Origin of the sequence: Brumicola pallidula DSM 14239 = ACAM 615, from assembly GCF_000428905.1 — a bacterium.
GTDB lineage: Bacteria > Pseudomonadota > Gammaproteobacteria > Enterobacterales > Alteromonadaceae > Glaciecola > Glaciecola pallidula.
Genome location: NZ_AUAV01000025.1, coordinates 1 through 13845 on the forward strand (window position 1 = coordinate 1; position 13845 = coordinate 13845).

Below are 13845 nucleotides of genomic sequence, written 5' to 3' on the forward strand. Positions count from 1 at the left end.
AATGGTGGAGTCAACCTAGCAACCGTGCTACAACGACTTAACCCAGTGCTTAGGGGATTTACTAACTACTTCAAAATAGCGAATATAAGCACTATATTGAAAAGATTAGCAACATGGATAAGACGAAGACTGCGAAGCGCACAACTTAACTTGTGGAAGAAGGCAACAAAGCTACATCGCCGACTAAAACAACTTAAGTATGAGCCTCCTTTTAAGTTTATTGACTTGAGTTCATGGCGCAATAGCGCCAGTCCTCTTGCAAGTTATGCCATGCCAAACTGCTGGTTCGACGAAATAGGGTTATAACCCGTAGGCGAAGTGAAAACAGGTGTTCTTGCTTCTAATTACTAGAAATAGTAGATTGCATGAGCCGTATACGAGGTCCGTATGTGCGGTTCTGTGAGAGGGATGAGGCATAAGCCTCACCCTACTCGATTTGCGTGCTATCTATATACGAGAAAAATAGGGTATTACGTCTTTACAACGCCAACGCTGTTTTGATGTCAGCGACAAAATCGTCATTATCTGGTTTTGTAAATGCACTATATGACTCAACTACATTGCCGTTTTTATCCATCAAATACTTATAAAAATTCCATTTTGGCGCTGTACCTGCTTTCTTTGCCAACATTACATAGAGCGGATCTGCATCGTCGCCACGAACAGAAATTGATTCAAACATGGGGAAATTAACGCCGTATGTAAGTTCGCATAATTCTGCAGTTTCTTTCTCAGTCCCAAATTCTTGATTGAAGTCATTTGAAGGGAAACCTAAAACAACTAAACCTGCGTCTTTAAATTCAGTATATAACGCTTCTAGGCCTTCGAATTGAGGCGTAAAACCGCATTTACTCGCTGTGTTCACGAAAAGGACGGTTTTACCTTCATACGCTTCACACATATTTACAACCTCTTGTGAGTTAAGTTTTCTTTTCGCAAATTTTAGTAAATCAGGGCATTCAGAGGCTATCGCTACTTGGCTGCTTACCATCATTGCCATGAGTAGTACCAAGGAAATTACTTTTTTCATTTTTGGTAGTCCTTTTCACATCGTTATAGATTGTGCTTATTTTGATCAAATTTAGGGCGCTTTTGTATCGTAAAATACTAGTTCAGTCACTGTAAGCATTAGGTTAACATGTTAACCTTTAGGTTATTCAGTCTCAGCGGGAAACAAATTTGTCCCTTACCAGCGTAATATAACGTGATAACTACTTTTAAAGAACACTAATAATGACAACATATAAAAAAATAGTTTATACAAGTGTAGGTCTAGCTTTACTTAGTGCTTGTTCTGCAACGGAAACCTCTGTTTCTAGTTCGAGTAAAAATCCAGTTGCTAATTTCCCAATAGAGACGGTTTCTCAAGCAAAAAATACGATAACAACAAGTGGTAAAATTCAACTTAATCTGAAGCAAATTATGTCGGATCCAGATTGGTTAGGCCGTAGTCCCGAAGATGCATTCTGGAGTGCTGATGGTGCTTCAATTGGCTATTATCGCAAGCAAGAAGGTAATCCAATCCGGGACTTGTGGTTAACTGCGCCAAGTAGTAAAGCTAATAGTACTGAAAATAGTACTGAAAATGGTACTGAAAATAGTACTGAAAATAGTACTGAAAATAGTACTGAAAATAGTACTGAAAATAGTACTGAAGATGGTACTGATAGTAGCAACGCCGGAAATGGTCACAAGGTCAGTTTGGCCGATATTCATCAGTATGAGTATGATGAAATTATCAGTGATAAAGACATGGACTTTGTCGCTTGGCTGTTTGAAGGAAATATCTTCGTTCAATCTAAAACTGATAAATCAGTGCGTCAGTTAACTAAAAGTATAGATGGCGCGAGTAATCTTCAGTTTTACAAGCAAGATGGGGTTTCTTTTCAGCGTAATGATAGTTTTTACACCGTCGATGTTAGAACCGGTATGCAGCAACAAACATTGTCGTGGCACTTTGATGATGAATATGAACCGGTTAGTGAGCCAGAAGACTATATTGCTGAAGAACAAATTAAGTTAATTGATTATGTAAAACTGCAACGCAAAAACAGAATGCTACGCCATGATAACGATAATAGCTTAAGAGAAAAAAATAGCAGCCTGATGACATCGTCATTTTATTTTGATGCCGAACATAGAACAGTGCTAGCAAGCTTATCCCCCAATGGCAAGTGGGCTATTGTAGTAACCACTGAAAATAAGCCGAGTAGTGATGATAATGACATTATGCCGGATTACATTGAAGAAAATGGGCGTATTAAGGCGCAAAGCGTGCGTCAGAGAGTTGCTGATGCAGAGCCAATTCAACATGATGTTTGGCTACTTGAAGTGCAGTCAGGTGATAAAACCAAGTTAGACTATAAAGCCTTGCCCGGGTATAACGAAGACGTATTAGCCGCGGTAAAGCGCGAAAATGCAGAAGCCAAAGGCAATACCTATAAAGAGAACCGATTACCTCGCGATATTGGCCTGCTGTTTGATTGGTATGCAACCGAGCCGCCGATTAAGTGGCATGATAACAGCGATAAAGTTGCTGTAATGTTGGAAGCTTGGGATAACAAGGATCGTTGGATAGCAACAATCGATGTTGATGATAAAGTGTTTAAAACCCAGCATCGTATGCATGACCCTGCTTGGGTGAACTACCGATTTAATCAGTTTGGTTGGTTTGATGAGGCTGAAACACTTTACCTTTTATCTGAAGAATCTGGCTATTCGCAGTTATATACAAAACCAGTAAACGGCAAGTTAACTTCAGTAACGCAAGGAAACTTTGTTGTTGATAATGTTGTTCTTACGCAAGACGACAATTACTTTTATTATAAAGCCAATAAGAAGCATCCGGGTATTTACGAAATATATCGTGTGCCTACCGATTCAATGAATTCGAAAGCATTGACCGATTTAAATGGAATGACAGATTACCAATTGTCTCCCGATGAGTCATCGTTATTGCTCACACACTCAAAATTAGTCAGTCCGCCTGAATTGTATTCAATGGATTTGCGTATTGAAAATGATGTACCAGTAAAAATTACAAGTACAATAAGCGATGATTTTCTTAGTATTGATTGGACTTCACCCTCTATTGTTGCGGTTGAGTCGAGTCATACCGGGCAACCGATTTATTCACGTGTCTATGCGCCCCAAGGTCCGGTTAGTAAAAAACACCGAGCCGTCATGTTTAATCATGGTGCGGGTTACTTGCAAAACTCACACTTGGGCTGGTCAGGGTATTTTCGTGAATTTATGTTTCATAGCTTTTTAGTATCACAAGGTTATGTGGTTATGGATATGGACTATCGTGCGTCGGCAGGTTATGGGCGTGATTGGAGAACCGCAATATACCGTCAAATGGGCACGCCAGAGATCCAAGACCTAAAAGACGGAGTTGAGTGGTTAGTGCAAAATGCGAATGTCGATCGCAATAGAATTGGTACTTATGGGGGCTCGTACGGTGGCTTTATGACCTTTATGGCATTGTTCACTGAACCTGATTTATTCCAAGCAGGTGCAGCGCTGCGTCCTGTTTCCGATTGGGCGCATTACAATGATCCATATACTTCTAATATCCTAAATAGACCGGATGTTGATCCTATTGCTTATGAGCGTAGTTCTCCCATTTATTTCGTTGACGGCTTAACAAAACCGCTGTTGATTAACGCCCCAATGGTTGATGACAATGTGTTCTTTGTTGATGTCGTTAGATTAGTACAAGTTCTCATTGAAAAAGAAAAAGAGAATTTTGAAACAGCTATTTATCCGGTAGAGCCACACGGTTTTGTGCAGCCGAGTTCATGGTTGGATGAATATCGCCGCATCTATAAGCTATTTGAAGAAAATCTGTAATGTACGTTTAGCGCAGATACGCATCGCTTCTCAGATTCGGTTGTTTGCAGTGATAGAAGAAAAGATGAAAAGGTGCGACTGATAAGGTTTGCACCTTTTTATCTTTCCCCGAGTGGCAACAGATTATATACATTTTGTATCCAAATCTAAGAGGACAAATCCACCTATTGGTTCAAAAGCATAAGCAGAGTAAGTTAAAAATGTTTGCTCATCAGTTAGATTTTTTACACTGACATAAACTGTATAAACGCCGTCAACTTTATAGCTTGTGTTTAAACAGTGTAACTATACTGCATTCAATCTACATTACGAAAAGGCATTTTGAAGCAATTTGAATTATCAACAAACACCTCGGTGGTTGCAGATCCGATGACTGATGCTCTAGCAAATGGTAATAATTATTTAACAAATCAAGCATGTATTGATCTTTTAAAAGAATCTGAAAGATTGAGATTGGAAGCTTATGAAGGGCCTGGAATGGCAGAACCTTGGTTAATAGGGTACGGACATAAAACCACGGCTCGCTTGGGAATGACAATAACCGAATCTGAAGCAGAACTATTACTCAAGAATGATTTAGTCAGGGTTGAAAGTGCAATACAACGGCTGGTTACGGTTGATCTGAATAATAATCAATTCAGCGCTCTTGCATGTTTTGCATACAACATGGGGACGGGGAATTTCGCAACATCAACGCTGTTAAAAAATCTTAACTGAGGTGATTATGAGAGTGCCGCTGACGAATTTTGGAAGTGGAGGAAAATAGGCTCTACTATCAGTCAGCACTTAGTCGCAAGACGAGAAAAAGAAAAAGCATTATTTAATAGTCAATAAACGTAGTTTTTGGATCGTAGCTGATGTGCGAACACGAATGCTACCAATTGACTGGGCTTGTGCAGTTGATAGTGATTTATTCCAAAGTCCTTAACTGTATTGGCGTCTGGTGCTGGCGATGGAATATGTAGATAACGTGAGTAACAATTCGGTACTAACTTGAAAATAACAATCTAAGCATGTAAAAATTCACTTTGCTGATATTCTATAATGTGTCAAAGTAACGCTAGTGTTTGTCTACTCAAATACGTGCCGGTGCGCGAACGTAAGCTGTTGAGTAATGAGGGAGTTTGATGAGTTTAACCACTGAAGAAATTGCTAATATTAATTATTTAGTCATTATTTTAATAATGAATTTAATTGGTGTTTTTTATTTTTATTTTTCGCCTGCTCGCCGTGCTATCGAACTCAAGCCTTCTGTAGATTGCTTTATGATTATGTTTGCATTAATTGCAGCCGCTTTTGTTATGTTTGCAGCGCGTATTTTCATTCCTGATTGGTTATCGTTAACGCTTGCAAATGGTCTATTTCTTTTATCAGCCTATTATGCCAGAAGGGGTTTTATCTATCGTTCTGGCGGATCACAACCGACTCTCGAAAAAAGTAAGATAATTTGGATAAACATTGTCCTGTTAACTATTGTAAATACAGGCATCTTTTATCTGTATATCGACAACTTTGCTATCCGAGCAACGATTACCAGTGTGAATATAGCGATCGTTTTTTATAGCTGCATTGCCAAAATTCCTAAAAATTTGATACTTAAAACAGATGGCGAAAAAGTCGTGCAATTTGCGGTATACACAACTGTTCTGTTCACGCCTGCTAGTGCCATTTTTTATTGGTTTGAACAATCGTTTTTTGTTTATATGTCGACCTTAATGTTTACTCAAGCGATCGCGGTTACTGGGCTAATAGGTGCTTTTTTAACCTTGTTAATGTCTGACCTAATTGAAGAGCATTATCATAAATCAGTTATTGACCCTTTAACAGGCGTCTATAATCGACGGTTTTTTGAAGAAAAAGCCCTCAAAGTGATTGGGTTCACTCAAAAAAGCCAACATGGAATTATTATGGTGGATATCGATAATTTTAAAGATATTAACGATACTTTTGGTCATGCAGTAGGTGATGAAGTGTTAGTGAAATTTGCTAAAATAGTATCAACAATTGTGAGGGATTCAGATATTGTCACTAGATTCGGTGGTGAAGAATTTGTTATTTTGCAAGCTTCTGCATCGATAATAGAGACTCAGAAGTTAGCTGAAAGGTTATGCGATGAAGTATCTAAATGTTCAATACAAACTCAAGCTGGAAATTTAACAATTACAGCCAGTTTCGGAGTGAGTTCTTTGTCTGGTCCCAGTCAACTAAAAACCAGTTTAAAAATGGCTGATGACGCCATGTATGATGCAAAAAAGGGGGGCAAAAATAGAGTTGTTGTGCGTGATCTTTAACAGCTGATGGCGTGTGAAAGTAGTAGTAAATTTTTTTCTATGTGCAGTATTATGTTCACCCTTAATTTCCAACAAACATTAATTTAAGCCAGCGTATATCTTCTGGCCCTAATCGTGCCGCTTCATGTTTTTTGACGTCTTCGACTACGTCTCTGTATACATTAAAAACTGCTTTTTCCGTGAGGTGTCGCCAACTTTTATCGCCCAATTGAGGGATAGTTCTGGGTGACAGATTAGGATCTAACAGCGGATCATACTGCATCTCAGTTGTTTTAAGGGCATATTCTAGTTGATGTAATATCGGATTAGTTACCTTAAGCGTATTGGCTTCTGAAAACTGTTGAAGTACCTTCTGTTCTGCATCTCTTACTTGGTCCTCTAACTGAGATTGGGTGAGTTTTTCACCTAAGGACCGCAAACCATAGTTCGATAAGAGTCCAGCAACACCCGGAAAAACTGCCTTTACCGCAATGGCACCGCCCACCAAAGGATTAAAAATTGCCGCTATGCCACCAATAATTAATATTCCATAGGTGAGTTTGGAATCTAAAGCGTCTATTTTATTAGCTAACATTTCTAACGAGCTTACATTTTTTCCCCGCTACCATAGGCAATATCTTTAACCGTATTAACCATGTGGACACGCAAGGTTGCCTCGTAGTGCTCATTAGGAAAGTGAAACACTCCTCTTTTTGGCAAATCATTAATTTCGGGGACATGAGCGGGCAGAGACCGCATAGTATGGAGTGAGAAGCCTGCTTCGCATGAGTAAAGTGGAATGATGAAATAATGCTTTTCATCGTATTCTAATTTGAGATCTTTTAATCGTTCTAATGAGACAAAAATAGGCAGGCCATTAACTACGTCCTTTACCATATTCATTCCTGAATCGACTTCACGTGTTAGTTTAATTGCTGCTGTATCAAATATTTTTTACCTTTCTCGAATAATTTCTTCATAATTTAATTCGACACTTCTAGTCTGGTTAGGTAGCAAAACAAAAAATAACTGCCTCATCGGAACCAACCATACACTATCGCAGGTTAGTGATTTTTTCATTGAGCTCATATTTTTTGTCGGACACAATTGCTTCGAATACTTGAATTCTATTGTTATTGATTAACGTTATAATTCTAATAGGAAAAGCAATACGTGAATTAAGAAAATTTCTATATTATTCATAAGTTTAAGAGGATTTAAAAAATACAGTGACAACGTTAGCGAATATTTAGCAATGTCAGCACATTTTTTTGATTTTACTGTGTGTTCCTACCTTCGCTGAAACTTCTGCGAAATTATCGGTAGCTATCTTGATGAAGTTTCATAAAGTAAGTATAGACCTAAATATAGATGGCGCTTAGCTATAAACGCCATTTATTGTTCGAAGTTAAAGGTATTAATTAAACCAAAAACCCGATTGCTTTGGTTGTCAGAAATCACATATGAAATAATATAAATACGGGCTTCAACATCATTATTTAATTCATAACCGATAAAGTTAAACTCTCCTGCCGTTAAATCACCGTCACTGATAGCTGCGCCAGTAGTTATGGGCGACTCAGGAAAGTCGACAAAAGTATCTCCATTATTGGGATCACGATAACCAATATTTATTTGTTCAATATTAAATACTCGATTAGTTAGGTTCCTGACCAGCACAAAGAAGACACTACCTTGTCGAAGCGTATTATTCTCATACACCCCATTTGATCTGCCAGTCGACGAAATGGCATCGGACAGACTATCAGTGCTTGATAGGCCAGACGTCACGGTATAATCACTACTGCTGGCCGACAAAGAAATAAATCCATCATATGAAGATTGCAGCGAATAACTCACTGCACCATTTGTGGTAACTAAGTCTACATTTCGATTCGTAGCACCTTCTGTAATAGTTAATGTTATGGGCGTGCCGTCCGCTATTACGCCACCATCCGCAGTTGGTACTAACACGAGATCAACTTGGGCTGCATCATTGTTATTATTAATTATGATATTGGGTTGAACCCGCATATTAATGGCTTTTGGTAAGTTGGTATTGAGGGTAATTTCGAGCGCAATAGGGGGCGAATCAATACCCGAATAAGACGCTGATATGTCCACAATTCCAACCGATAGTGCGTTGACAAGTCCTTTGTCTAATTCGGTATTACCTACAGATGCAATATTGACATTACTGCTCAACCAATTCACTTGGGATGACACGTCTTGAGTTGACGAATCAGAAAAGTGTCCAATTGCGGTTGCCCGTGCCGATGATTTTACATTTAATTGAGTGCTTACACTGCTGACTTGAATACTGCTTAGCACTGCATCTGTGACATCAATATTAACTCGATCAATGAGCGAACCCCAGCTTGCTGATACCGTTAATTGACCCGCACCAATGGCTCTTAATAAACCTGACTCCGCATTATTATTTGAAACAGTGGCTTTTAGAATATCATCACTCTGCCAGCTCACTTGCTGACTAATATCACGAGTCGAGTTATCGGAGTAAGTGCCGGTTGCAATGAGACGCTGGGTGATCCCGCTTGGCAGCGTTAATTGTGTTGGACTGATCGAAATACTCTGCAAGGTGGCATCAGTTACCGTGATATTCCCCACGCCAGTCAAACTCTCTAAAGTCGCGCTTATTAGTGCGGAGCCGGCCTTCAGTGTTTGCACGGTTCCGTTATTGGCGGAGAGTACATCTACTAAACTAGCATTTGATGAGCTCCATATTACTTTTGATGTTAAGTCAATTTTGGAACCATCCGTATAATAACCGAGTGCGCTAATTTGAGCAGGCGTGCCCTTAGCCACCGCTTGATCAGCAGGTTGAATTTCTATACTACTTAACACTGCATTTGTTATCGTCAAGGATGTATGTTGTTGAATATCGCCTAAAACAGCAGTGAGTGTAACACTGCCTGGGGCAATTGATTCTGCCAACCCGGCTAAAGATCCGGTGTTGCTTATTAATGCCAGATCTTCATCACTCGATAACCACGTTACCTCAGAGCTTACATCCTGAACGCTTGCATCGGTAAACGTTCCTTGAGCGGTGTAAAGCTGTGACCGGCCAAGAGGAATAGACGCGTTGACGGGAGACAGTGAAAGAGAAACAAGTTGAGCATCGGTTACGTTAATTAATAAGTCTGCTTGTTGACCCGAAAGATTAGCAGAAAGGGTTGTTGAACCGGCTAATAGCGCTATCACGGTGGACAAATTATCGCCAATAATTGCTATTTGGTCATTCGAATTAACCCAGTCAACCTGACTGCTTACATCTAACTTAGTGTTATCAGAAAAAATCGCAGTTACAGTCACCCGTTCACTTGAACCTGCCGCTAAGGTAATGTCAGAAGGTGTAATCGCTATGCCACTTACGGTAGCTTGAGTAACAGAAATGGATGCAGCATTGCTTAAACCCTCTTTCGTCGCAATAACCGAGACTGTGCCGGTCTCAAGTGCGGTTAACAAGCCTGTCTCTGGATCTATCGAAGCTATTGACTCGTCAGATACACTCCAGACAACTTGGTCACTTAATACTTGCTCTGTACCATCTGAGTAGAGTCCTTTAGCTGAAAATGGAGAGGTTAAGCCAGCGGCGAGTTGCGATACTGGGGTACTTACCACTATTGATTCAAGCGTTGCAGGGGATACTGTCACACTCAAATTTGTACTTACAGATCCAACACTGGCTGTAATAGAAGTAGTACCTGTTGTAATACCAAGTACTACCCCAGAATTTGAGATGCTCGCCACGTTTACATCTGTCGTTTGCCAAGTCACTGCGCTATCAAATGATTCTGCACTGTTATCGGTATATCGACCGGTTACCCTTAATTGCTCTGAAGACGCTATTGCTAGAGTCAGAGAGGTCGGTGAGATACTCAAATCGGCTAAGGCTTTCACCGAAATACTGCGTTCAACGGTCAGACCTTCATATGCCGCTGTTACCAAAGTTGTGCCGACCGACAAAGCGGAGACTAAGCCTTCACTTGATACGCTCAGTATTGATACGTCAACAACAGACCAAGTTGCTAATGAGGTTAAATTTTGTGTAGAAGCATCAGAATATGTTCCAGTCAACGTCAGTTGAAAAGTGTCGAATATTTTCAGATTTGGTATTACTTCCGTACTTGATAATGAGTCTAAATTTGGCAGTACGGTCACTTGTATGGCGTTACTTAAACCCTGCAAACTAACGGTAATCGTAATCGTGCCAGCAGAGATTGCAAGCACCGAGCCAGACGTTGTGATAGTAGCGATGTTAGGATCAGAAGATTGCCAAGCCACTAAACTATCAACAGCCTCAACACTGTCATCGGTATATTGACCGCTCACATTTAATTGCTGGGAAGAAGCAATTGTCAGAGTGACAGAGGTTGGTGAAATAAGTAATTCAAGCAAGCCTTTAACAGTAATGCTGCGTTCAACTGCTAAGCCTGCATAAGCAGCCGTTACCATGGTTGTACCTGAAGACAAGGCGGTGACTGAGCCTGCACTTGTTACCTTAAGTACTGATGTGTCGGCAACAGACCACGTCGCTGAGGCGGTTAAATTCTGAGTAGAAGCATCAGAATATGTGCCGGTTACAATTAGTTGGAATGTGTCGGACACCTTCAGATTTGACGAAACGTCGTTGATTGATAATGACACTAAATTTGGTAGAACTGTCACTTGTATTGCTTCACTTATTCCCTGCAAACTCGCGGTAACTGAAGTCGTACCAGCCGAGATCGCAATTACCAAACCAGACGTTGAGATAGTGGCAACGCTCGAGTCAGAAGATTGCCAAGTCACTAAACTATCGACATCTTCAACACTGTCATCAGTATATGTGCCGGTCACACTTAGTTGTTGTGACGAGGCAATTGCCAAGGTTAAAGAGGGTGGTGAAATACGCAAATCGACTAAGGCTTTAACTGCAATACTGCGTTCAACGATTAGGCCTTCATAAACAGCCGTTACGATGGTTGTACCTGCAGACAAGGCAGTTACTAAGCCTACACTTGATACATTAAGTATCGCAGCGTCGGCAACAGACCACGTGGCTGACGAGGTTAAATTCTGTGTAGAAGCATCAGAATATGTACCGGTTACAATTAGTTGGAATGTGTCTGACACCTTCAGACTTGACGAAATGTCGTTAATTGTCAATGAAACTAAGTCTGGTAGAATGGTCACTTGTATTGCTTTACTGACTCCCTGCAAACTAACGGTAACTGACATTGTTCCAGCAGAAACAGCAAGAACTACCCCTGATGTTGAGATGCTAGCGACGTTCGGTGCAGAAGATTCCCATGTCACTGAACTATCAACGCCTTCAACGCTGTCATCGGTATATGTGCCGGTCACACTTAATTGCTGAGAAGAGGCAATAGCCAGCGTTACTGAGGTCGGTAGAATACGTAAATCGACCAGCGCTTTGACTGAGATACTGCGTTCAACAGTTAGGCCTTCATAAGCAGCCGTTACTCTGGTTGTGCCTGCAGACAAGGCGGTAACTAGGCCTGTACTTGATATGTTGAGTACCGATGTGTCGGCAACAGACCATGTTGCCAACGAGGTTAAATTCTGTGAAGTAGAATTAGAATAGGTTCCGGTAACAGTGAGTTGCAAGGTCGCTGCTACTTTAAGGCTTGATTCGACAGGATTGACCGCTAAGGAAACTAAAGAAATGACGGGATTAGCACCTTCGCCACCACTGTCGCCACCACCGCCACATCCAGAGAGAAAAAGGGCGAACAAAAAATAGATGGAAAATGAATAGGTAGAACTATTACTTCTTAATGCAGGCATGGTGTAGCGTTCCTATTTTGAATACTAACTCCACGTTAATATTCTTGCTAATAAACCCTATGTTGATAAGCGGTTACTGTGCGGCTTTAATCAGCTTTGTAAACTTATCGATAACATTTGAGTGTAAATCGAGCCTTTATAATTAGCGTATTTGAATAGCATCTAAAAGACATTATTCGGCTAAGGTCTTCTGAAATACGGCTCGACCAGTTGATCTAGAAAAGTAGTCTTATACTAACGCCTACAATATTGCGTTTGCTGCAAAGCAAGTTTATCAATGTTTCCTCCATGTATACCGAGTGAGTAGAGCCTTGACGTCTTTATCCTTGTAGCCTTTAAATTGATTCAGGTCAACTCTATCATTAGAAATACGTATATTTTGTCATCAGTATGCAAGTTACCAAGCCACTAAACTGCCGTTTTATGAATCAATAAGTGGCGTCTCAGCAAGCTAAAAATACCTATCAATAGGCCAATAATGGCACCATATAGATGACTATCTACGGCTACATTAGCATCAATTAGATCAGGCATTAAACTACCCGCACCATTTAGTTGTTCATTTCCTACTTTTAGTGCAAGACCAATCAATAGAAGCCATCCACTGAATAGCTTGTTTTCTAAATCTCTAATACAACCCCAAGCGAATACGCCATGAATTGCGCCTGACAGACCGACGTACCAGGTGATACCTTCAGAAAAGAAGTATAAACAAAGTGAAAGAGCAACACTAATAAGAAGAAATTTTCCCAAATAGGAAACGGCTTTGTAATCGTCGCCATGCAGTGCCCATAATAATAGTAAGCCCAACAGATTAAATAAAATGTGAATGAAATTGGTGTGCAGAAAATGCCCGGTCACTACCTGATAGTAATTTTCTTGTGCCCACCAACTGCGTTCAAGTGCAAAATAGTCTGAACTCATGGGCTCGAACAAAAAGGCGACGACACTAATTAACCCGATGATCAGCGGACCTAAGTATTGATTTGGACGAGTAGGGAATTGGATCATGTGTAGATTGCTTAACTGCGTATAGATTATTTTAATGCTATCTTATCATTAGAAAACAACAATGCGCTCACATAATCTGTTAAATTAATGACAGAGTAAAATTTATGATAAACAGTGGTAAAGCATGATAAACGTTAGTCAAAAAAATGCAGTTTTAACAATTGAAATTGATAGACCTCATAAAAAGAACGCACTGGTCCCTCAGATGTATATGGATATGGCAAAAGCCATTGAATCTGCTAGCGAAAGTGATATAAGAGTGGTCCTGATTCAAGGCTCCCACGGTTGTTTTACTGCAGGTAATGACATCGCTGATTTTATGTCAAAAAGTAATGATCAGGAAGTGAATGAAACTTATCGCTTCATGATGGCTCTGGTTAATTGTCCAGTGCCTGTTGTTGCTAAAGTGGAGGGTTTGGCCATTGGGATTGGAACAACATTGCTATTGCACTGTGACTTTGTTTACTGTGCCGACAACACTAAATTCGCAATGCCGTTTATCAACTTGGGCTTAGTACCTGAATACGCGTCGAGTTATATTCTTCCTCGGATTTCAGGCAATTTGCAAGCCGCTGAATTGCTGTTGTTAGGAGAGACCTTTAGCGCTCAAAAAGCCTTTGAATGTGGTATCGTTTCCAAAGTCGTAAATGAAGAGGCATTACCAGATTTAGTTGCTCAGACCCTAGCAAAATTAATCTCTAAACCTAAAACGGCACTGGTACAATCGAAAGCGCTTTTGCGCAATCAGAATGCTGAAATTGAACAGCATATTATTACTGAATTAGCGGCGTTTGCAGAAGCAATGGTGAGTGAACCTGCGAAAGAAGCGTTTTCTGCTTTTATAGAAAAAAGACCGGTAAATAGATTGATATACAAGTAGCTTGTCAATTAACACAAATAT

10 protein-coding genes are annotated in these 13845 nt (G+C 40.2%); 5 read left to right on the forward strand and 5 right to left on the reverse strand.

Going from position 1 to position 13845, the window contains the following annotated elements:
- On the forward strand, positions 1–306 hold a 306-nt coding region (locus tag G399_RS20500; protein ID WP_034896817.1), incomplete at its 5' end, for a group II intron maturase-specific domain-containing protein.
- A gap of 172 nt (positions 307–478) precedes the next feature.
- Here G399_RS20500 and G399_RS0110025 read toward each other — a convergent pair.
- Positions 479–1030: a glutathione peroxidase gene (locus G399_RS0110025; RefSeq protein WP_006009487.1), complete on the reverse strand. Its 552-nt coding sequence runs from the start codon at positions 1028–1030 to the stop codon at positions 479–481.
- A 203-nt stretch (positions 1031–1233) separates the two neighbouring features.
- Between G399_RS0110025 and G399_RS0110030 the strand changes: the two genes are divergently transcribed.
- From G399_RS0110030 to G399_RS0110040, 3 genes are all read left to right on the forward strand, one after another.
- Positions 1234–3852, forward strand: coding sequence for a S9 family peptidase (locus G399_RS0110030; RefSeq protein WP_006009486.1), 2619 nt, complete (start codon positions 1234–1236; stop codon positions 3850–3852).
- 321 nt (positions 3853–4173) lie between these two features.
- Entirely contained in the window at positions 4174–4569 is a 396-nt protein-coding gene (locus G399_RS20505) for a lysozyme (protein WP_006009485.1), read from the forward strand.
- Between the two features lie 410 nt (positions 4570–4979).
- Complete coding sequence (locus G399_RS0110040; protein ID WP_006009484.1) at positions 4980–6143, forward strand: GGDEF domain-containing protein; 1164 nt, start codon at positions 4980–4982, stop codon at positions 6141–6143.
- Between the two features lie 61 nt (positions 6144–6204).
- Here the strand turns inward: G399_RS0110040 and G399_RS0110045 are convergent, their stop codons facing one another.
- The 4 genes from G399_RS0110045 to rrtA form a co-directional block, all read right to left on the reverse strand.
- On the reverse strand, positions 6205–6717 hold the full coding sequence (locus G399_RS0110045; RefSeq protein ID WP_006009483.1) for a DUF1269 domain-containing protein: 513 nt from the start codon (positions 6715–6717) through the stop codon (positions 6205–6207).
- Positions 6718–6728: 11 nt separating this feature from the next.
- On the reverse strand, positions 6729–7019 hold the full coding sequence (locus G399_RS0110050) for a hypothetical protein (protein ID WP_006009482.1): 291 nt from the start codon (positions 7017–7019) through the stop codon (positions 6729–6731).
- A gap of 498 nt (positions 7020–7517) precedes the next feature.
- Positions 7518–11933 carry a beta strand repeat-containing protein gene (locus tag G399_RS21255; RefSeq protein WP_006009481.1) on the reverse strand — a complete coding sequence of 1472 codons (4416 nt, stop codon included), beginning with the start codon at positions 11931–11933 and terminating at the stop codon, positions 7518–7520.
- Between the two features lie 408 nt (positions 11934–12341).
- Positions 12342–12944: a rhombosortase gene (gene rrtA, locus G399_RS0110060; RefSeq protein WP_006009480.1), complete on the reverse strand. Its 603-nt coding sequence runs from the start codon at positions 12942–12944 to the stop codon at positions 12342–12344.
- Between the two features lie 124 nt (positions 12945–13068).
- Between rrtA and G399_RS0110065 the strand changes: the two genes are divergently transcribed.
- On the forward strand, positions 13069–13824 hold the full coding sequence (locus G399_RS0110065; protein WP_006009479.1) for an enoyl-CoA hydratase-related protein: 756 nt from the start codon (positions 13069–13071) through the stop codon (positions 13822–13824).
- Positions 13825–13845: the final 21 nt, after the last annotated feature.